Below are 19947 nucleotides of genomic sequence, written 5' to 3' on the forward strand. Positions count from 1 at the left end.
CGGCGGACCTGGTGTCCGCCGCCTCGGCCGGACACGGCGGCGGGTTCGGCCGCCGCCGTGTCCTGAGGGCTCCCCTCAAAGAGGCGAGACCGGTTCAGGCGTCAGAACACCGGGAAGGCGTACAGGGAATCCCCGGCTCTGACGAAGGCTCGGTTGCCGGCGGTCGCGAGGCTGAGGTCGTTGCCGGCCAGGGCGATTTTGTAGGACCAGACCTCGTCGCCGTCCTCGAGACCCAGGGTGTGCACGGTGACTCCGTTCTTGTCGTCGATCACCCATGCTCCGCTGCCCTGGACGAGGACGGGAGACTCCTGTCCGCCCTCCATCGAGAACCACACCTGCCGGCCGTTGCGGAGGTCGTGCCGTACGGCGTTGCCGCCGACGGAGGCGTACACCGAGTCACCGAAGACGCTCGGGCGACTGTATTCCGGTGGATCCGCGTATTTGTTCGTCTCCTGCCACAGTTCCTTGCCGTCCGAGATCCTGCGCGCGGAGAGCGATTTGCCGTTGAGGTAGACGACGCCGTCCCGTGCGGCCGGGACGAGAGCACGCTTCCTCGCCTGGTTGTACAAGGTCCACGTGACACGTCCGGTCCTCCCGTTCACGGCGAGGGCGTGCCCTGTGGTGGTCGAGAGGACGAGCGTTCCGCGGTCCGCCACGGCGCCTCGGGGGTAGAGAGCGGTCCGGAAATCCTTCGGCAGCGACACGGTCCAGCGGACCTTCGCATCGGAGCGGCCCACCGCACGCAGCCGGTGGTCCCGGGTCACGAGGTATACCGCCTCCGCGTCGGCGGCCAGCAGCGCCTTGGCGTCGGCCTTCGCCGTCCACTTGGGCTCACCGGTGGACGGGACGAAGGTGTGCAGCGTCCCCTGCTTGTCGGCGGCCGCGACCAGGCGGTCGGACAGCGAAACGTAGCGGCTCGTCATCTGCATGTCCGAAGCGGCCCAGCGGCGCTTGCCGTCCACGACGTTGAAGGCCGCGAGGCCGCCCGACATGTCACCGGCGACGATGACGTCCCGTATCGGGAGCGGCGCCGGCGACCCGGTTCCCACCAGGCCGTCGTGGGCCCAGAGCGGCTTGGGGGAGCCGCCGACGATGAAGTCACCGTCGTCGGCGGAGAGAATGCGTGCCGCCGGTGTCTTCGCGGCGGCCGGGATGGTGAACGGGTCCTTCGTCCTTTGGCCGCCGCCTCCGCCGCGCAGCAGCCACCACCCTGTGCCGCCGCCACCCGCGACCAGCAGCGCACCACCGGCCGCAACGCCGGTGATCAGCCCGCGCCGGGACGGTCCGGTACCGGTCTGCGTCGTCGACAGCGGTGCGGAAAGCTCCCGTACCTCGCGCTCCCGCTCCTTGATCGCGTCGGCCACGGGTCCGCGTCTCCACACCGCGTCGGCCTTCTTGGGGGCTGCGAACGCGGTGGCGATCTGCTCCGGAGTGGGCCGGACCGCCGCGTCCTTGGCCAGGCAGGGCGCGATCAGCGCATGCTGGTCGGGGGTGACGCCCTGCCAGTTGGGTTCGCCGTGGACGACCTCGTACTGGACGGCGGCCACGTGCGCGCCCTCGAACGCGCGGTGTGCGGTGGCCGCGTAGACGAGGACGGCGCCGAGCGAGAACACGTCGGCGGCGGGAGCGACGCGCCGGCCCAGCACCTGTTCGGGCGCGCCGTACCCCGGGGTGACCGGGATCTGGCCGGTGGTGGTCAGGGTGAGGCCGTGTTCGGGGCGGGCGATGCCGAAGTCGATGACCCTCGGGCCGGCCGCGGTGAGCACGATGTTCGGCGGCTTGAGGTCGCGGTGGACGAAGCCGGCGGCGTGGATGTCGCGCAGGGTACGGGCGATCGAGGCGGCCAGGGCGCGCAGCCTCACGTCGTCGAGCGGGCCGTGCCGGTCCACGATCTGGTCGAGGGTGGGCCCCGCAAGGAACTCGGTGGCGATCCAGGGCCGTCCGCCCTCGGTCTGGGCTCCCAGCACCGCCGCCACACCGGGGCTGCGGACGGCCTGCGCAGCCAGCGCCTCGCGCACGAACCGCTGGGCGAGACCGGTGTCGTGGGCGAGTTCGGGCCGCAGCACCTTGACGGCGGCGACGGTCCCGGTCTGGTCCTGGCCGACGTACACCTTGCCCATGCCGCCCTCGCCCAGCACGCCGAGCAACCGGTACGGGCCGAGGCGGATGGGGTCACCGGTCCCCAGGGGTCTCATCGCTGATCGCTTTCTCTTCTCATCACCGGCACCTCACCGCAGCGGGAAGGCCGCGAGGAAGTGACCGCCGAGCGCGATGGTCAGCTCGGCCTTGTCGTGTGCCATGAAGCGGTCGCCGGTCGTCTTGTAGGAGTGGGCCGGGGTACGGGAGGACAGGTCGATGCCCCACAGCCGGGACCCCCGCTTGCTGTACGCGTAGCCGGTGCCGATGACGGGCGCGGCCTTCAGGTCCGCCTTCGCGCCCTGGCCGCCCTTCTCCTGCCATCTGGCACGGCCGCTCGACGGGTCGAAGGCGATGAGTCCGAGCCCCTGCTCGACGGCGTAGAGAGTGCCGTCCTTGACCACCGGAAGACCGTACGTACGCCCCGGCCGCTCGGACTTGGAGTCCCATACCGTCCTGCCGTCACTGAGCCGCAGGGCCCTGAGCCGGCCGGCGCCCACATAGAGATGCCGCTCGTCGGCGGCCAGCGGCAGGCGGACCCGGTCCGGTTTGATTCCGTCGAGTTCGTGGTCCCAGCGAACGGCACCGGTGCGGTTGTCGCGTACGACCGCGTGCACGCTGCCGTCGTTCGCCTCCTGGAACGCCACGAGGTGATGTCCCACCACCCCGGCAGCGACGAAGTACAGGTTCCGGGCGCCCTGGCGTCGCGCGGGCAGCGGCGTCTTCCACAGCCGCCTGCCCGTGTCGATGTCCACAGCGAGGAGGTACCAGGACTGGGAGGCGAGGAAGCCGTCGAGGGTGAACTTGCCCTTGCCCGCCACCACATAGGCGACTCCGTCGGCGACACAGACCATCTGGGTCTCCGTGAGGGCGCCGTTGAGGTCCTCCAACTGCGCGAAGGGCTTCTTGGCCTTGCCGGTGAAGAGGTCCACCGAGGACAAGGCCAGGGGGTACGACTTGGCATCCTTGTAGGGGACGCCGTCGAGGATGGACGCCACTCGGATGAGGCGATCACCGTCGGAGGCCGTCTGCCAGACCACTTCGTCCACGTCCGACGCCCACTGCTTCTGCCCCGTCTGCGCGAGGACACCGGTCAGGCCGTCCCCCGCCACCAGCGCCACCAGGTTCGCGGCGGGATTCAGTTGTGCGGGGAGGTATCCCAACGGCCACTGGACCCAGCCGGGGTCCGGGTCCGCGACCTGGATCTGCCACAGGGAGTCCAGATCCTTCTTCGGCAGCAGGCTGTTGCTGGGCCCGGGATGGGGCTGTGGTTGCGCGCCTCCGGTCGCCTCGTACAGGGCCCATGCTCCGCCCCCTGCGGCCGCCACCGCCGCTGCCGCGCCCGCTCCGGTGAGCAGCAGTCGCCGACGCGACCATCGCGTGGGCTCCGTCGCCGAGGCCGTCTCCGGCTCGTCGACCGGCGCGGGCAGCCGCTGCGGCGTGACCTGCCAGACCTCGGTCGCCCGCCGTCCGATGTCGGCCAGCAGCGCTTCCGGCAGATGATCCGCGAACTCGCCTGCACCGTCGTGCAGTTGAACGCCGAGCCAACCGGTCGTCGGACGCCGGAACGGATTCTTGTCCAGGCACTGCGCGAGGACCGGTACGAGACTGCCGGGTACGCCGCTCAGATCCGGCTCGGCGTACTGCACCCGGTAGAGCAGGTCCGCTGCCTGACCATGCCCGAAGGGCGGATGCCCGGTGGCGGCGAAGACGAGCAGACCGGCGAGGGCGAAGACGTCACCCGCGGCCGAGTGCTCCTGTCCGCCCGCCTGTTCCGGCGACATGAAGGCGGGGGTTCCGACCGCGACCCCGACCCGGGTGAGGTGCTCGTCCCCGGCCGCGCGGGCGATGCCGAAGTCGATGACCTTCGGACCGTAGGCGGTGATGAGGATGTTGGAGGGCTTGAGGTCGCGATGGACGACATCGGATGCGTGCAACTGGCCCAGCGCCCCGCACAGCGCCGCGCCTAGCGCCCGTACGGACCCCTCAGGCAGCGCACCGAACAGCTGGACAGCCTCGTCGAGGGGTGGCCCGAGCACGTACTCGGTGGCGAACCAGGGCGTCTCGGCCCGCGGGTCCGCGTCCACGACACCGGCGCCGAACCGCTCGCCCACGACCCGGGCCGCGTCGGTCTCCAGCCGGAACCGGGTGCGGAAGGCCGGGTCGGAGGCGATGCGGGCGTGCATCGTCTTCAGTGCGACGGTACGACCGCCGGGGGTGCGGGCGAGGTAGACGGTGCCCATGCCGCCGCTGCCGAGGCGGGCGACAGGCCGGTACGGGCCGAAGGCATGAGGATCGTCATGGATGAGGGGGGAAGGCATGACCGTCGTCAGTTCTGGCTGTGGGAGGGGTGGACGGGAGCGGGCCCGACGATGATCTCCGCGGTGAGGACGGTCGCCGACTGATGGGCGAGGGCGGCGATCACCCGGCCCGGTAGCCAGCCGGGGACGAGCAGAGCGGTGGAGCGGGTTTCCCCGCCGGTGCCGGGCGCAGTCGGGTCGCCCGCCAACACGTCCAGTACCTCGGCGAGCTGCGGTCGATCACCGGGATCGCGCGAGAGACACCGGGTGATGATCGAACGGAAGGGCGCCGGGAGTTCGTCGCGCTCCGGAGTCGTGTGACCGGTCGCCGCGTAGGCGAGGGTCGCGCCGAGGGCGTACACATCACCGAGGGGACGCGGGCGTCCACCGGAAGCCTGCTCCGGCGGCAGGCTGCCCGGCTCGAGACCCGGCAGTCCGGAGCGGGGCGTGTCGTCCGCAGCGACCGCGCGTACCGCGCCGAAGCAGGAGAGGCGAGGTCCGTCGGCGGCGAGCAGGACGGCCGCGGGTGACACCCCGGCGAACGTCAAGCTCTGCCCGTGGACGATCGTGAGTGTTTCGGCGAGAGCCACGCCGAGCGCGCGTACCGTCCGTTCGGGCAGTGGGCCGCCATGTACCGCGAGGGCGGTCGGCAGCGGTAGGACGGGCAGGTAGGGGCGGGCGTACCAGGCGGGCTCGCCCGGGCCGGCGAGGGCCGTGGCCGGCGCGGCGCAGGGGCCGAGGAGGTAGCGGGAGGCGTCGGCTTCCGCCAGGAAACGCTGGGGATCGGTGCCCGACTGCGGGAGGGAGAGCAGAACGGTGTGCCGGCCGTCGGCGCTGCGGGCGATGTACCGCCGTTCGGGAACGGGGACCTTGGTGCGGGGGTCGTCCAGCGCGGTGATCAGGGTGTACGGGCCCAGTTGCCGCCGCGGTCCCGCGGCTCTGCCCGGTCCTCCCCCGGCGGCCACGCCTGTGGCACCACCTGTGGCGTGCATTCCCTGTCCCGATTCTTCGTTCTTCTGTGGCCGTCCGTCCAGGCAAGACAGGGGGTGGGCACCTCCCGTGCGTGCCCACCCCGCTGCTGCGTCCTGCCTGTCAGCTCTGTCTGCGAGCCTTACATGAAGTAGCTGGCGGCCTTACGGTCGCCGCCCTGGTAGTCACCGCCGGCCGCGTGCACGACCTTGCCGATCTGGACCAGGGCCTCGTGGATGCCCTTGGCCTCGCGGTCCCAGGCGGCCTGGTTCTCGGTGTACGCGTTGTGGGCCTCGCCCTCCCACATGCTGGCGACGCCGGCGACCTTCTGCTTGATGGCCTCGAGGCCCTCTTCGAGCCGACGCGCGTGGTTGGCCAGCTGGGTGGCGGTCTCGTCGAGGCTGCCGTACGAGACTTCGAGTTCGCCGCTGTTGTTGACGCCCATGATTGCTCCGTTGCTGAGAAGTGGTGGCCTGGCGGGGATCAGTAGCTGGACAGCGCCGAGTGCGCGCCACCGAGGTCGACGTCGATGCTCTGGACCTGCGAGCGGATCTCGTCTTCCGTGCCGTCCTTGATCTTGCGAGTGGTGCTCATGGCCTCGATGAACTTGGCGAGGATGTTGCCGATCCGGACCATGCGCTCGTTGATCTCGGTCTGCTTGGTGTTGAAGGCACCGGCACCGATGCCCTTCCAGTTGCCCTCGAGGCTGTCGATGAGGGCCTGCAGCTCCTTGAGCTGGCCCTTGATGCCCTCGAAACGGTGCAGAAGCTCCTTTTCGAGGACGATGATGTCCTTGTCACTTACCTTCTGGCGCTGAGTCGCCATTTCCATGCCTTTCTTTGTGAACTGACCTTGCCGAGCGCTGAATTCAGGGTCAGCACGGTTGGCAAGCGGGCTTCTGCTCACTCGGCGAATGAACAGGTATGCGGGAGACCGCTCAGGCGTTACGGCGTGCGCGCAGCACGGCGAAACCGGCGCCTCCGATGACTAGTACGGCGGCTACGGCACCGATGATCACCCAGGTCTGGGTGTCGCTGCCGGAGTCGGCGTCCTTCGCCGCGGCGGAGGTGGGGCCACTGGAGGAGCCACCCTCCTTTGCCGGCGCGCCGGAAGAGGGCGCTACCGAGAGGCTCGGCGTGGCCGTGACGTCCTCGTCCGGATCCGTTCCGTTCTCGGCGGCGAGGGGGTCCCTGTTGGCCGGGCCCGGATCGATGTCCTTGTTGATCAGCACCCGGCGCGGGCGCATCAGGCCGTAGCCGAGGTACTTGCTGGGGTCGTCCTTCGCCCAGGAGCGGCCGGCGGTGTCGATGAAGCTCCGGAGGACCTGGTTGGCCGTCCAGTCGGGGTGCGCGGACCAGACGAGGGCGGCGGAGGCGGAGGCGATGGCGGAGGCGGGGCTGGTTCCCTGCGTGGTGCAGTACCGGGTGAACTTGTTGTCACACCAGCCCGGAATGTCGAGGCCCGGTGCCGAGAGGTCCACGTAGTTTCCGTACGAGGAGAACTTGCCGACCTTACCGGCCTTGTCGACGGCGGCCACACCGACAGCGTAGGGATCGCTGGCCGGATAGCTGCGCTTGTTTCCCTTGTCCCCTTCATTACCGATAGCGGCGAAGAGCAACTTGCCCTTGGAGGCGGCATACTTAATGGCGTCCTCCTCCTCGGAGCTGTAGTACTCGCTCCCGAAGGACATGTTGATGATCTTGGCGTCGCTGTCAGCGGCAGCCCTGATCGCCTTCTCGGTGGAGATTTCCTTCGCCTGATCGCCCGCGTCTTTCGACCCAGGCAGCGAAATGTTGATCGGGATGATCTTCGCTCCCGGGGCAAGCCCCTTCATGCCACCGCCTGCTCCGGTGCCGGCGATGATCTCGGCCATCGATGTGCCATGGCCGTCAGAGTCCCGGGTCGCGTGGTAGGCCGCAGATTTCGGCACCTCGTCAACCAGCACCTGTCCTTTGAGAGAAGAGGTCGCCGGGTTCACCCCGCTATCGATGACAGCAACCTTCACCCCCTTTCCGGTGCTGTGCTTCCACATCTCGTCGGCGCCCATCGCGTCCAGATACCACTGCTTGGACTGAACATCCGAGGCCGCGGCTCCGGGGGCCAGCCCTGTCGACGCGATGACCAGCGTGCCCAGTGCCGAGCACACGGCAGACAGCCTTCTCGCGTTGCGCCTCGTCAGGAGGACAGTCCTCATGCCGCGTCGGCCGGTCCCTGGCTTCATGCCTGTGTACGTCCTCGCTCGTGTTCAGTCGCTCTTCTGTGGCACATCACGCCGCCGCTGAGACGGGCGGTGCTGTTCGGTCTCGGCGGCCCCACCGGCGCGGCCGGTCTCGCCGCCCGCACTCTGTCGACCGCCCACCGCACCGCGGCCGACCCCCGTGGCGCCGCCCTCGGAGCCCTTGAGCGGGGAACCGGGCGCGTTGCGAGGTGCGCCGATCACACCCTCGGGGTTGCTCGCCGAGCGCAGTACCGCCTGGCCCGCACCGGGTTCCGCCTTGGCCATAGGGGCACCTACGACTCCGCGCTGCCCGAGAGCGCCCTTCGACGGCGTCGAAGAGGCCGGTTCCTCGGCGCCGACGACCATACCGCGCGGTACACGGGGATTGGCCGTACCACCAGAGGAACGACCCGTCACGGGCTTGCCGCCCACGACACCGTTGCGCACCGGACCGGAGGGACCCGTCGCTCCGGTACGTCCGCCAGACGTGTTGGTCGTTCTCGGCGTCGGCGTCCCGCCGGTGACAGGGCGCCCTACCGGCGAGCGGCCAGACTGAGCGGAGCGCCCGCCCTGGACGGGGCCCCGGGCACCCGGCTGACCCGCCGGGGTCGTGCGTCCCATGGCCCGAGCGGGCTGTCCCATCGGGCCCTGCGGCCCGCGCCCGCCGGCGACGGTGCGCCCCGGCTGGCCAGCGGGACCCTGCGGCACTCGGCCGCTTCCGGTGCCCGAAGGGCCGGTGCGTCCCTGCGCGGTGACGGGCAGCCGGCTGGTCGGCCCATAGCTGGGGTTACGACCGGCGGTCGGCGTGAGGGGAGGCGCCATCGGCCCCGGGGGCAGCGGGGGCGTCTGCCCTCCGCCGGTGGTCGGCAGCGTGGGCGCCGGGGTGCTGGGCGGTGTGGCAGGCGCCTGGGGAGGCAGGGTGGTTGTGGTGTTGATTTCCGTGCCGACCTCGTGGCCGGAGGGCGCCGTGGGCTCATGGACGTCCTTGAGGGGCGGTACGTGCCCGCCGCCCCCGGGTCCGTTCGAGGTAGCCGTCCCGTGGTGGCTCTCCGCCGTACTTTCGTGGCTTCCCGCCGCACTTCCCCGGACGGCGGTCGGAGTGGACGAGGACGATCCCGAATCGTCCCACCTCCTGTCGTCAGTGAACCCGCGCGGCTTGGGCACCCCCACATCCGGAATCGCCGTGTACGGCTGCGGGTCGGTATCCATCGCCGCCCCCAAGGCGGTAGCGGACACCGAATAGAACGACGCCAACCGGTTCACCTGGTTGATCGCCTCTTGCCGGTGCTTCTCGACCGCCACCGCAGCCGCATAGTCCGCATTGCTCTCGACCTGCTTGGTCTTGGGCAGCTCATGGGGGCGCTTCTGCTCGCCGGCCGGCCTGGGGTCCCGGGGCGGCATGGAGTTGCGCACGGAGGCCAGACCCGTGGCGGCAGCCGAGATCTCGGTGGCGGCGACATCGGCGAAAGTCGCCAGTCCCTTGGTCCACTTGACGAGGCCGTCGGTCCACTTGTGGAAAGCCTCGGCGCCATCGCCTTCCCAGTCGACGCCGGCGAGGTGGGTCTCCAGATCCGTCGCCGCGTCGTGGATGGCCGTACGGGCATCCCACAGGGCCTTGCTGGCCGTCTCCAGGTGCTCGGGGTTCGAGTGCTTGACCAGGTCGATCATCGCGTTGAGATCGTGGTCCTCGAAGTCGGTCCTGCCAAGGGACAGAGCCGCTCCGATCGGCGTACCCCTGAACCCGTTCTGCAGACGACTGAGCGCGTTGACCACGCCGACCTGGCGGTTCGCCTGCTGGACGTCGTCCTTGTACTCCGGCTTCTGCTGCCAGTTGTCGCTCACTGGAAGGTCTCCCCCACGGACGTGTGGCCGTTGTTGCGCTCAGGAACCTTGGCGGGCTTCTCCTTGGGTTGCGTCGCCTTCCGGTGCTCCTCGTCGAGATGCGCCCGGATCGCCCAGAACCGGCGTCGCACCTCGTCCTCGGTCCCGTCGTACGTGACATCGGCCGCATGCGACGCGAGCGTCAAAGCCTCGATCTGCAGGCCCAGGTTCTTCGACAGCGAGGTGAGGCGCTCGTGCACCTGCTCGTACTTGCCGTGCAGCTCGGTCGCCTCACTGAAGGGGATGTTCGAGCCGCTGAACGAGCCCGCGCTGAGCCTGTGCTCCGCAAGCCTGGACGGACTGCCTGGAGCACCTTCGAAGGCTGTCAGCGCGTCGTCCACTTTCTTCTTGAACTTCGACAGCGCATCGATCCCACGCCTCATGCCCGAGCCGCCACCGTTGGCCACTGCGACCCCTTCCCCGTTTCCCCGTTGGTACAGCTGGACAGACCAGGCGGCACACAGCCGCACCCCCGATCTATCGCCGACCACTGTAGTCACTGTGTAAATCGCGGCCAACTGAACTCTGCGACGGTTCAGTTGCAATGGCGTCCCGAAGTGACCGGCTCGCGACCACCGAAGACCGACAAGGCGGTCAATAACGACAGAAGGGGCCCGCCATCTGCGCAGAAGCTTCACACGTGCATGGTCGACGGGACGCCGAAGGCACCCTGGGTCAAATCTTTGCGACCACAAAACCTCATCCGGGGTACCGGGGCGCGCCTCCGCTGAATTTTCACGTCTGGCAAACCACGCATAGCAGACATGGTGCAAATTTTCCTCAGTCTGGGTTGCTAACTTGGCCCGGCATCGGTGTATCCGCGGGGGAAGGGACCCTTCCATGGCATGGGACGAGTGGGAGCAACTCAAGGCGCAGGCCGCCGAGGGGCAGTCGGCACACATGCAGCTCAACCATGTCGACCCTGGCGGCGGCACCTACGGGCCCTACGTCACACCCAGCAAGACCGGTGACCTCAAGGTGGGGCACGCCGACCTGGTCAAGATCGGCAGCGCCGCGCACCATCTCTACGACCAGCTCTGGGACAAGGCCCGCGTGGCGACCCCCAGCAGCGACTCCGCGGCCGGAGACCTTTCCAAGCAGGGCTTCGCGCTCGGTACCGGGCTCCAGCACGTCTCCAACCGCTGGGAAGAGCAGCTGAAGTCCCTGATGGACGCCTGCGCGCAGATCTCGAACCACATGCAGGTCACCAAGGCCGTGCACTCGAACGACGAGAACTACATCGCGCGACAGATGAGCAGCATCGACGCGCTGGACGCCGGGTTCGACGAGCGGGTCGGGGCGCCGGGCAAGAAGAACTCCGTCTACGGCGACAAGGACAAGAGCGAGAAGAAGGAGTAGCGGCGTCGGGGACACGACGAAGCCACAGTCCGCACCCGACACCGCCACTCGCGAGGACGACGACACCGCATGGACTTCAACGCTCTGTTCCACGCCAACTTCAAGTTGCTCGACGACGCCGTCACCGACTGGTCGACGCTCGTCAAGCACCTCGCGGACCTGAAGAAGGACGCCGAGGACGGACTGCACAAGGCTGCCCTCAAGGCGGACTGGGCCGGGGTGAACGCCCAGGTCTCCAGGGAGTTCATCGGCAAGACGGCCGGCGAGTTCGGCGATGCCCACACGCAGGCCACCAGCATCCACAACATCCTGCGGGACACCCGGGACGAGCTGAAGAAGTACCACCAGCAGCTGACGGACGCCGTCTCACGCGGGCAGAAGCAGCACCTGACCGTCGTCGACACCGGCAGTGGCAAGTTCACGGTCATGGGCAACACACGGCCGGACTGGTCCTCGGACCCCAGCGGCAACACGAGCGCGACCGACCAGAAGGACGTCGACAGTCTCCGCAACGAGATCCAGGGCATCCTCAGCAAGGCCACCGAGAGCGACACCACTGCCAGGGACGTCCTCAAGGCGATCGTCGACCAGACCGCGATGGGCTTCTCCGATGCCGGCTACAAGGACCGGGATTCCGCGGCGCTAGCCGTCAAGGAGGCAGACGAACTGGCGAAGCTCGCGAAGAAGGACCCCTCCAAGCTGTCGGTCGAGGACTTCGACCGGATCAACGAGGGCCTGAAGAAGTACGCGAACGACCCGCTGTTCGCCGAGCGTTTCGCCACCGACCTCGGGCCGCAGAAGACCCTGGAGTTCTGGACCGGGATCAGTGATCCCCACAGCGGCAACTACGAGTTGGGGCGGAAGCGTCTCGACCAGTTCGACGACCTCCAGCGGAACCTGGGCCTGACGCTGGCCAACGCCACTCAAAGCGATTCCACGGACATGGCCGCGTGGAAGCGCAAGATGATCGACATCGGTGACGAGCCGCTCCGAGGCGACCGGGGTGGCCCCATGGGCTTCCAGGTCATGAGCAACCTCATGCGGACCGGTGACTATGACGACCAGTTCCTGAAGGACTACGGAACCCAGCTCATGGCCACCGAGCGGAAGCTGACCGGCAGCGGCGAGCACGACAACCTGATGTGGCGGCTCACGGGCGCGAGTTCGTGGCTGAACCGCATCGGTGACGACAGCGGCAACGATCCACTCACCGGCTATCTCAAGGGGCTGTCCAACAGCCCGGACGCGGCCACCGACTTCTTCAACCAGCAGTACGTCTCCAAGGACGACGAGGACAACCCCTTCGAGCGGGACACGGACGGCAACGGCAAGAAGGGCAAGGTGTCCCTGTCGAACTTCCAGTACCTGTTCGAGGAGCGGGACTGGCCCAAGGAGACGGACTCCCACGGGGACGACCTCGTCACGGGCCAGAACAACCTCGCCCTGGCTCTGGAGGCCGCCACGACGGGGCACCCGGCCGGCGAGATGCCCACGGCGGACACCCCGCCGCACGACGCGGGCCAGGCGAAGCTGGTGGAGAGCCTCTTCCAATCGGTGTCCGAGAAGCCGGATCGGCTGACCGGCCACAGCTACATGTCGGACAGCATGGGTCAGATCGCCGCCGAGTACATGCCCGATATCCACCGAGGGCTGCACGCGGGCGGCGCCAGCGAGAAGACGCTGTTCCCCGTGGCGGGTACGGCGGCCAATCTCGGCGAGCGGGACATCACGAGGTTCCTGTACTCCGTCGGGCAGAACCCGGAAGGCTACGCCGCGGTCAACCTCGGTCAGCACAGCTACACGGCGCAGCTCATGCAGCATCACTTCGCGGATCCGTCGGCGTACGTCGAGGACCCCTCCTTCTCCAAGGCCGACAACCTGAAGCAGGGCGCCGACCACATCGCTCGCACGGCGGGCGAGATCGAGGGACTCATCGGCGCCGGCCGCGCCTACCAGGGTGAACTGGATGGCGGCGCGAAGGACGCCGAGTACAACGCCGCGATCGAGAGCGCCGGAAGCTGGGGCGGCACGGCCATCGGCATCGGCATCGGGATGGCCACGGAGCCGATGACCGGTCCCGGCGGCGCCATCATCGGTGACGTGGCTGGTACAGCAGCCGAGGAAATCATCGGCAAGATCACCGAAGGGGCCATGCGAGACAGTTCCGGGGAGATCATTTACCGCAATGGTGAGAGCTTCCAGGACACTTCCGACTCGACCTACAAGATGGTGGAGCTCGCCGCCCAGAAGGCAGGCCAGAACTCCGGTCACCGCTATCCGATGATCGAGGCATCGGTGGCCACTTCCGCGCAGGACGGGTTCGACACCTCCGGCCGCCTGGTCCACCAGTACCTCGACGGTGAGGGAATTCCCCGGCAACTCGACACGGAAGACTGAGACGTTGGCATCCACTCGTACGAGATCCCTGCTCGCCGCAGGAACGGCGCTGTTGCTCTGCCTCGTCGGAGGTGTCCTTTACGCATGGGGACTTCCGCCCTTCGAAGAGGAGAAGGGCGAGATCAAGGCGTCCGAGGTGTGCAGGACGCTGGGCGACTCGTCCGGCAGCGCCGCCGCATTGAAGAGCGTCGTGCCCGACAAGTCGTCGTACTCGTTCGACGACGACATCACGGATCCGCGCATCGATGACGCGGATCGCACGTACGACACGTCTTGCTTCGTCAACGGCGGCGGGAAGATGCTTGTCGCGGCTCGGGCTCAGATGCTGCAGTACGAGAACGCCGACAGTTGGGTGCAGGAAGTGGTCACCCAGTTCGCTCCGGCTTCCTCCCTTGTTTCCTTCGACGCCGGGGACAAAGCGGTCACGTCGACCAAGGTTGCCGGTATCTATGTCCCGTGCCGTCGAAAGGGCGCCGGGGAACACCTGAGCGTGGTCGTGGAACTCAAGCAGCACGGCAATGCCACGGAGACGGAACTGCGTGACGGCCTGGCCTCCCTCGCCCGGAACGCAGCCCTGTTCGCACATCAGAGGGCGAAGTGCGATGCACCGTCCAAGGTGACGGGATGAGCCTGGGCTCTCGGGCCTCGGTGGCACCGCCGCCATGACACGGGTCTCAACCATCTACACATTTGCCATTGGGCGGTGCCATGAATGTTCGTAAGGCGGCCCTGGCTGCCGCAACCTCTCTTGCGCTGCTGAGCGGATGCGGGAGCGGGGGCTCCGGGGAACCTGCCGCACTCGACGCCGGTCAGGCGCGGGCAGTACTGCCAGATGCCGCATCCATGCCCGGCTGGGAAACCACCTTGGAGCCGGTCGCCTACTCGTTGGAGAAGGCCAAGGCGATGGGGCCCGCTCGGTGCTACGGACGGGGCGCAACGGATTCCTGTGCGCACGTCCTTTTCGCCGGCGCCTCGGGCTTTCACCGGCAGCACGGGCCGCTCATCTCCTTCCTCCTCCAGACATACCGTGACGAGGACACGGCCCAGGACGCCTACGGAGTCGTCTGGAAGGCATGGAGGCAGCGGGTTCCGGAACCGAAGGCCATGACGGTCGGAAAACTCGGTGATCAGCGCAATGCCGTCGTCGGGCTGAGTTCGTCGGCGGTCGAGGGATCGAAAGGACTGATGATGCTCGTGCGAGTGGGCAGCGTCCTCATGTTGTCCACAGCCGAATCGGGTTCGCACGTCGACATGCGGGATTCCTACCTCACTCGCTTCGCCCGCGTCTTCGCGCAGCGTGCCGAAGAAGCCGAGGCCGACAGGACGCCTTCGGCCGGGAACAGCGCGTCCTCGAGCTGAGCGGCGGGAGCAGCCGGGCGCCGCATCCGTCGTCGCTCCCTCACCGCATGGTCGCGGTGAGGGAGACGTGCGGGAGGCCGGTGACGGCCGGGGACTTCAGGTGCGGCCCGCCACGGCCCGGCGCCTGCGTCGGGCGTCGCGCAGGGCCACCGCTCCCCCGCCCAGGCCCGCTACGAGGACCGCCACGGCTACGGCCACGTAGGTGGCGATACGCGCGGTGCGCTCTTGGGGGGTTTCGCCGAGGGTGAGTTCGGCGGGCGTCGGGGCCTCCGCATGGGTGAGACCCGCGTCGGAGTGGGGGGACTCGATCGGGTGATCGTCCTCCGTCAACGCGCGGACCGGGTCCACCACGCCCCAGCCGACCAGGCGGTCATGGCCCGAGATGGAACGCTCCGCCGTCTGCTCGATCTGGGCCGCGACCTGTCGGGCCGTCCACCGGGGGTGCTTGGCCTTGATCAGCGCGGCCACTCCGGCCACGTACGGCGCGGAAAAGCTGGTGCCGTTGTCGGTGCAGTGGCCGCCCTTGGGGACGGTCGAGATCATGTCGACCCCGGGGGCGGCGACGCCGACGAAGTCACCCGACTGAGAGAAGGCCGCGCGTTCGTTGTTGCGGTCGGACGCGGCGACGGCGAGGACCCCGGCGTAGGAGGCGGGATAGGTCTTCTTGACGTTGCCACCGAGGCCGTCGTTGCCCGCCGAGGCGACCACGACGATGTTGTGCGCGAGGGCTTCGTCGATCGCGTTGTGCAGGTCCGGTGCGTCCACAGCGTTCGCCGTGTCCTGGGAGATGTTGATGACCTGGGCCTTGGCCCTGATCGCGTGCTTGATCGCGTCGGCGAGGGTGTCGGCCGTGCCGTGGCCCTCGGCGTCGTTCTGCTTGATCGGGATGATGGTGGCCTCGGGAGCGAGGCCGACGAAGCCCGTGCCCTTCATGGGGCGAGCGGCGATGATGCCCGCCACGCGGGTGCCGTGGCCGACCGTGTCCGTCGTCCCGTACTTGTTGCCGCGCTCGATCGGCTGGCCCTTCTTGTCCTTGGACGGCAGGAGGTTCGTGCCCAGGGACGCGTCGACGGCCTTGGCGAGCTGCGGGTTGGCCGTGTCGACGCCCGTGTCGATCACGGCCACCCGCACGTTCTTGCCCTTCGACTGGCTCCACAGCTCGTCCAGGTTGACGCGCTGCAGGGCCCAGGGAGTGCCGGCGTACTTGTGGTTCTCCTTGGAGAACGTGCACTGGTCGGAGGCGGAGTCCGCCGTGGCCACCGGCGCCGACAGCACAGTGGCCAGCAGGCCGGCCGAGATCGTCGCCAGCGTCGTACGGGTGCGGAACGTGGAGGGCATCGTCGTACCCCTCAGGAGGCCTGCGGCTGGCGTGCCGCGGCGGTCGACAGACGGGGGCCCGTCGGCAGGAACTCCGACCAGGGCGCGGGGATAGGTGCCGGATTCACGTCGGCGTAGCCGAGGCGGGTCTGCGCCAGCTTGGCTTCCTGCTGGAGCTGCTTGCGCTGCTTGGCGGAGACGCCGATGCCCTTGTCGTCGGTGGCGCTGTCGTCGTTGGACTGCAGGGCGTAGCGCAGGCCGGTGTCGGTGACGAGGAAGACCGGGCCCACCTTGGTCGCCTCGCCCTGGTACTGACGGTAGAGCTGGCCGGAGCCCGCGGTGACGTAGCCACTGGAGGAACCGGTGGGCAGGACGGCCGGGAACTCGGCACCCGCCCAGGTGCTCAGGGTGGTCTCGCCGTCGTCGGGGTCGACGTGGAGCAGGACGTTGCAGACGGTGTTGCGGCTGCCGTCGGCGGTGGACGGGGCATTGACCGCGCTGGGCTCCTCGGTCGGCCACGTGTATTCGGTGGCGAACGGCTTGCCCGGTTGGTCGATGGCACCCGCGCTGACCTCCAGCGGGTGCCCGGCCTGGCCGAGCTTCACGAGGTCCTTGCTGACCAGGAGCAGCTGGGCGACGAAGTCGGAGACGGGGGCGACCCGGCCGGGCAGCACCACGTAGTACTGCTCCTTGCCGTTGACCGGCGCCCTGAGGACCATGCCGACGCGGTTGGCCTGCTCGGCCAGCTGGCCGGGGGCGTTCGCCGCGGTGCCCGGTGTGCCGGTGACGGGCGGAAAGCTGATCTGGTCACCCGGGTGCAGGGTCGCGATCCACTCCTTGGTCACCTGCTGGGGCTTGCGGTCCCGGCCCACGAGGGTCTGCAGCAGGAGCGGGTCGGCGGGGTCTACCGGGTACGCCCGGCCGGTCGCGTCGACGACGTACTGCTTCTTTTCCGGCGTGGCGACGTAGAGGAGTTCACCTCCGTGCAGTTTCTCCTTCGCGCCCTGCAGCTTGTGCTGGTCGCGCTCGGCCAGGACGAAAGTGGCCTTCTGGATGGAGTTGCCGGAACCGGTCGGGCGTTCGCAGACGGCCCACTGCTTGGCCGCGCCGGCCTCCTTGCCGGAGGGCAGCCGGTCGGGAGCGTAGGGGATCCCGATGGTGACGCCGTGCGGGATCTTTCCGTTGTCGAGGATCGATTCGTCGACGGTGACGACGTCGACGTCGCTCTGAGTGTCGAGGACCAGCTTGGCGGACGCCATGTTGAGGACCGGGTGGAGCTGGGTCTTGTGATCCGTCTTCAGCACCACGTACCGGGTGGTGGACTTGCTGGCGATGATCACCTTCTGTCCCGGACTGTCCCACCCTTGCGGGGCCGTCGGTTTGAACATGCCCCAGGCGCCGAAGGCCGCCAGGACGACCACGCCGACGATCGCGCCTGGCAGGATGGCGCGCAGCGGCCGGGGCGCCCCCTCGTCCGAGGCATCCGGTGATGACTGCACGAACGACGCGAGCATGCGCCGCTTCGCGAAGGTGTAGGCGTTGAGTTGGTCCCGCCGAGATGCCATCTGTGCCTGTTTCTCCCCGTGTCTCACGCAGAGCGCGCCCGGGGACCACGCTCCCCCGCCCTCCGTTGTCGGACCCGGCCCCTACTATGCCTGGTACGGAGCGGGTCTCGTGGAGCGGGTAGGGTACCTGGGCCCTCAAGGGCCTTGTTCAGTGGCCTGGTTCCAGCGAGTTGTGAGCAAATCGGGGGGATGGAGTGATGGCTTCCGGGACGCGGACGCGAGCGCGCGGCCGGTCGGCGGCACGAGGTCGCGCGGCGGGGGACGCGCCGGCTCCGAGCGGAGCGCCCGCTCAGCGCGGCGCCGCACAGCAGTCGGTCACGCTCGGCCTCAGGCCCCGGCCGGGTCAGGCGGGTTCGTTCCGTTTGCAACGGCTCGTGCTGGTGGAGCTGGCGGCCGCCGTGCTGCTCGTCGGCTGGGCCCTCGGGATGACGGCGCTGGTACCGGCCGCGGTCGTCGCCGTGACACTGGTGCTGCTGGCCTTCGTACGGCGGCGCGGCCGCTCCCTGCCTGAGTGGCTCGCCACCGCACGGGAGTTGCGGGCGCGCCAGAAGCGGGCCGCCAACACCCCGATACCGCCGGGCACCGAGCCCGGGCTGGTCCCGGCGGTGGAGTGCGAGCCCGCCCTGCGCACCCACTCCTACGGCTCGCGCGACCGGCGGCCGGTCGGCATCGTCGGGGACGGCACCTTCGTCACCGCTGTGCTCCAGGTGGAGGCCGACGCGACGGCACTGCGGGCCGAGCGGAGCCGGCAGCCGCTGCCGCTGGGGCTGGTACGCGACGCCCTGGAGGTGGACGGGATCCGGCTGGAGTCGGCCCAGATCGTGCTGCACACCCAGCCCGCGCCCGCCCTGCACCTGCCGCAGCAGTCCGTGGCCGTCGCCAACTATCTGCCGCTGCAGGAGCAGACCGGAGCCCCGGCCGTACGCATCACCTGGATCGCGCTCAAGCTGGACCCCGAGCTGTGCGCAGAAGCCGTGGCCGCGCGCGGGGGTGGACTGCTGGGAGCGCAGAAGTGCGTCGTGCGGGCCGCGGACCACCTGGCGAGCCGGCTGACCGGGGCCGGTTTCCGGGCGCGGGTGCTCGACGAGGAGGAGCTGATCGCCGCGCTCGCCACCTCGGCCTGTGCCAATCCGCTGGTCACCGCCGAGGCGGGGCGCAGTGAGGCGCGGGAGCGGCGGACGGAGGAGTCGGGGCGCAGCTGGCGCTGCGACAACCGGCGGCACACGACCTACTGGGTCAGGCGATGGCCCCAGCTGGGCGGCGCACGGGGCGAATCGCTGCCCCAGTTCGTCGCCCGGGTCACGGCGATACCGGCCCTGGCCACCACCTTCAGTCTGACTCTCGCGCGTGGGGAGCGGCAGGACGTTTCGCTCTGCGGGCACTTGCGGGTGACCGGGCGGAGCGACGACGAACTGGTTGCGGCCCGACGTGCATTGGAAGGCGCGGCACGGCAGTCCGGTGCCGGCCTCGCCCGTCTCGACCGTGAGCAACTGCCCGGCATGCTGGCCACACTGCCCCTCGGAGGTGCGCGGTGACGACGATTCCGACGACTTCCGCGGCGCCGGGCGCGCAAGGCGCGCAGGACCCGTCCGGTCTGCGCCGGATGGGCGAGCGGCTGCGACAGGGTCTCGGCCTGATCGGGCCCCGGCACGGGCGGCACGGACTGTCCGGGGAACAACTGGACGCACTGGCCCTGCCCATCGGCGACGACGGGGTGGTGGCCGGCGTCGACGCCGAGGGACAGCCGGCGGTGCTGGGCATCAACCGGCCTACGCCGTACGACGTCGTGCTGATCGGCGGTCTGTGGACCGCACAGGTGCTGGCACTGCGCTCGGCGGCCACGGGAGCCCGCGTCGCCGTGGAGACCGGACGGCCGCAGGCCTGGATGCAGATGGTGCACGCCATGGGCGGCGGCCAGAACGGCCTGTCCGTGTACGACGTCGGGCGGGTGCCCCCGCAGGGTGCCTCCGCCGGTACGCCTGTGCTGGTCGTGCGGGACTGCGGTATGCGCCCCCCGCGGGGCAGAGTGGTGTCCGGGCCCTGGCAGTCGGTGCTGACGCTGCTGCCGTATCTCAGCCCGGTGGCACCCCGGCTGCTGCGGCAGGCCCGGCTCGCCGGCATCCAGCGGGTCTCCCCGGACGAGGCAGCCGAACTGGGGCGCACCATGGGACTGTCGCGAACCGAGGTGGAGTCGCTGCCGGCACTGCCCGACGGAGTCACGCTGTGGTGCACCGATCGTGACCGGCAGTACGTGCTGACACAACCCACCGATGCCGAGATCGGATTGTTGGGCACGCCGCGCCGGATGGACTGAACTGGGCCTTCCCGTCCGCTTTGTTCGCGATCGGTTCGCTTCGGGTTCGTCACATGTCTCCCGTTTTTCTGCTGATTTTTTTGGTCAGGCTCGAGGTGGCAGGGGGGTTCCGGGCGTGTGGTGACCCGGTGT

16 protein-coding genes are annotated in these 19947 nt (G+C 69.1%); 6 read left to right on the forward strand and 10 right to left on the reverse strand.

Translation table 11 applies throughout. The features are described from left to right. Nucleotides 1-101 precede the first annotated feature (101 nt). The 8 genes from ACZ5CW_RS21975 to ACZ5CW_RS22010 all read right to left on the reverse strand — a co-directional run bounded on the left by ACZ5CW_RS21975 (nucleotide 102) and on the right by ACZ5CW_RS22010 (nucleotide 9911). On the reverse strand, nucleotides 102-2195 hold the full coding sequence (locus tag ACZ5CW_RS21975) for a protein kinase domain-containing protein (RefSeq protein ID WP_468603833.1): 2094 nt from the start codon (nucleotides 2193-2195) through the stop codon (nucleotides 102-104). Nucleotides 2196-2228: 33 nt separating this feature from the next. Continuing rightward, a complete protein-coding gene (locus tag ACZ5CW_RS21980) occupies nucleotides 2229-4457 on the reverse strand; it encodes a protein kinase domain-containing protein (RefSeq protein ID WP_468603835.1) in 2229 nt (742 codons plus the stop codon). A gap of 8 nt (nucleotides 4458-4465) precedes the next feature. Next, nucleotides 4466-5428, reverse strand: a complete 963-nt coding sequence (locus ACZ5CW_RS21985) for a protein kinase family protein (protein ID WP_468603837.1) — start codon at nucleotides 5426-5428, stop codon at nucleotides 4466-4468. A 119-nt stretch (nucleotides 5429-5547) separates the two neighbouring features. After that, complete coding sequence (locus ACZ5CW_RS21990) at nucleotides 5548-5850, reverse strand: WXG100 family type VII secretion target (protein WP_468603839.1); 303 nt, start codon at nucleotides 5848-5850, stop codon at nucleotides 5548-5550. Nucleotides 5851-5888: 38 nt separating this feature from the next. Then, nucleotides 5889-6230, reverse strand: a complete 342-nt coding sequence (locus ACZ5CW_RS21995; protein WP_468604135.1) for a WXG100 family type VII secretion target — start codon at nucleotides 6228-6230, stop codon at nucleotides 5889-5891. Between the two features lie 112 nt (nucleotides 6231-6342). Next, nucleotides 6343-7599 (reverse strand): S8 family serine peptidase, encoded by a 1257-nt coding sequence (locus tag ACZ5CW_RS22000; RefSeq protein ID WP_468603841.1) that lies wholly within the window; start codon nucleotides 7597-7599, stop codon nucleotides 6343-6345. Nucleotides 7600-7650: 51 nt separating this feature from the next. Next, nucleotides 7651-9465 carry a hypothetical protein gene (locus ACZ5CW_RS22005; protein ID WP_468603843.1) on the reverse strand — a complete coding sequence of 605 codons (1815 nt, stop codon included), beginning with the start codon at nucleotides 9463-9465 and terminating at the stop codon, nucleotides 7651-7653. Then, on the reverse strand, nucleotides 9462-9911 hold the full coding sequence (locus tag ACZ5CW_RS22010; protein WP_468603845.1) for a hypothetical protein: 450 nt from the start codon (nucleotides 9909-9911) through the stop codon (nucleotides 9462-9464). The genes ACZ5CW_RS22005 and ACZ5CW_RS22010 overlap by 4 nt, the downstream gene beginning before the upstream one ends. A 433-nt stretch (nucleotides 9912-10344) precedes the next feature. On the opposite strand from ACZ5CW_RS22010, the gene ACZ5CW_RS22015 reads away from it, so the two are divergent. From ACZ5CW_RS22015 to ACZ5CW_RS22030, 4 genes are all read left to right on the forward strand, one after another. Further along, nucleotides 10345-10863, forward strand: a complete 519-nt coding sequence (locus ACZ5CW_RS22015) for a hypothetical protein (protein WP_468603847.1) — start codon at nucleotides 10345-10347, stop codon at nucleotides 10861-10863. 69 nt (nucleotides 10864-10932) lie between these two features. Continuing rightward, nucleotides 10933-13260: a hypothetical protein gene (locus ACZ5CW_RS22020; RefSeq protein WP_468603849.1), complete on the forward strand. Its 2328-nt coding sequence runs from the start codon at nucleotides 10933-10935 to the stop codon at nucleotides 13258-13260. A gap of 4 nt (nucleotides 13261-13264) precedes the next feature. Next, on the forward strand, nucleotides 13265-13888 hold the full coding sequence (locus tag ACZ5CW_RS22025; protein WP_468603851.1) for a hypothetical protein: 624 nt from the start codon (nucleotides 13265-13267) through the stop codon (nucleotides 13886-13888). A 215-nt stretch (nucleotides 13889-14103) separates the two neighbouring features. Beyond that, nucleotides 14104-14619 carry a hypothetical protein gene (locus tag ACZ5CW_RS22030; protein ID WP_468603853.1) on the forward strand — a complete coding sequence of 172 codons (516 nt, stop codon included), beginning with the start codon at nucleotides 14104-14106 and terminating at the stop codon, nucleotides 14617-14619. Between the two features lie 96 nt (nucleotides 14620-14715). Here the strand turns inward: ACZ5CW_RS22030 and mycP are convergent, their stop codons facing one another. Both mycP and eccB read right to left on the reverse strand, forming a co-directional pair. Then, entirely contained in the window at nucleotides 14716-15957 is a 1242-nt protein-coding gene (gene mycP / locus ACZ5CW_RS22035) for a type VII secretion-associated serine protease mycosin (RefSeq protein ID WP_468603855.1), read from the reverse strand. Nucleotides 15958-15968: 11 nt separating this feature from the next. After that, nucleotides 15969-17501, reverse strand: coding sequence for a type VII secretion protein EccB (gene eccB / locus ACZ5CW_RS22040; protein WP_468603857.1), 1533 nt, complete (start codon nucleotides 17499-17501; stop codon nucleotides 15969-15971). Nucleotides 17502-17698: 197 nt separating this feature from the next. On the opposite strand from eccB, the gene eccE reads away from it, so the two are divergent. After that, entirely contained in the window at nucleotides 17699-19036 is a 1338-nt protein-coding gene (gene eccE, locus ACZ5CW_RS22045) for a type VII secretion protein EccE (protein ID WP_468603859.1), read from the forward strand. After that, nucleotides 19033-19815 (forward strand): hypothetical protein, encoded by a 783-nt coding sequence (locus tag ACZ5CW_RS22050; RefSeq protein WP_468603861.1) that lies wholly within the window; start codon nucleotides 19033-19035, stop codon nucleotides 19813-19815. Before eccE ends, ACZ5CW_RS22050 begins: the two co-directional genes overlap by 4 nt. The last annotated feature ends 132 nt before the right edge of the window (nucleotides 19816-19947 follow it).

The sequence above is a fragment of the Streptomyces sp. NPDC031379 genome, from assembly GCF_055569615.1.

Coding starts and splice junctions, on each gene's coding strand:
- ACZ5CW_RS22020 (WP_468603849.1), top strand. CDS start 10,933: ATGGACTTCAACGCTCTGTTCCACGCCAACTTCAAGTTGCTCGACGAC.
- ACZ5CW_RS21985 (WP_468603837.1), bottom strand. CDS start 5,428: ATGCACGCCACAGGTGGTGCCACAGGCGTGGCCGCCGGGGGAGGACCG.
- eccE (WP_468603859.1), top strand. CDS start 17,699: ATGGCTTCCGGGACGCGGACGCGAGCGCGCGGCCGGTCGGCGGCACGA.
- ACZ5CW_RS22000 (WP_468603841.1), bottom strand. CDS start 7,599: ATGAGGACTGTCCTCCTGACGAGGCGCAACGCGAGAAGGCTGTCTGCC.
- eccB (WP_468603857.1), bottom strand. CDS start 17,501: ATGGCATCTCGGCGGGACCAACTCAACGCCTACACCTTCGCGAAGCGG.
- ACZ5CW_RS21990 (WP_468603839.1), bottom strand. CDS start 5,850: ATGGGCGTCAACAACAGCGGCGAACTCGAAGTCTCGTACGGCAGCCTC.
- ACZ5CW_RS22030 (WP_468603853.1), top strand. CDS start 14,104: ATGCCCGGCTGGGAAACCACCTTGGAGCCGGTCGCCTACTCGTTGGAG.
- ACZ5CW_RS21995 (WP_468604135.1), bottom strand. CDS start 6,230: ATGGCGACTCAGCGCCAGAAGGTAAGTGACAAGGACATCATCGTCCTC.
- mycP (WP_468603855.1), bottom strand. CDS start 15,957: ATGCCCTCCACGTTCCGCACCCGTACGACGCTGGCGACGATCTCGGCC.
- ACZ5CW_RS21980 (WP_468603835.1), bottom strand. CDS start 4,457: ATGCCTTCCCCCCTCATCCATGACGATCCTCATGCCTTCGGCCCGTAC.
- ACZ5CW_RS21975 (WP_468603833.1), bottom strand. CDS start 2,195: ATGAGACCCCTGGGGACCGGTGACCCCATCCGCCTCGGCCCGTACCGG.
- ACZ5CW_RS22015 (WP_468603847.1), top strand. CDS start 10,345: ATGGCATGGGACGAGTGGGAGCAACTCAAGGCGCAGGCCGCCGAGGGG.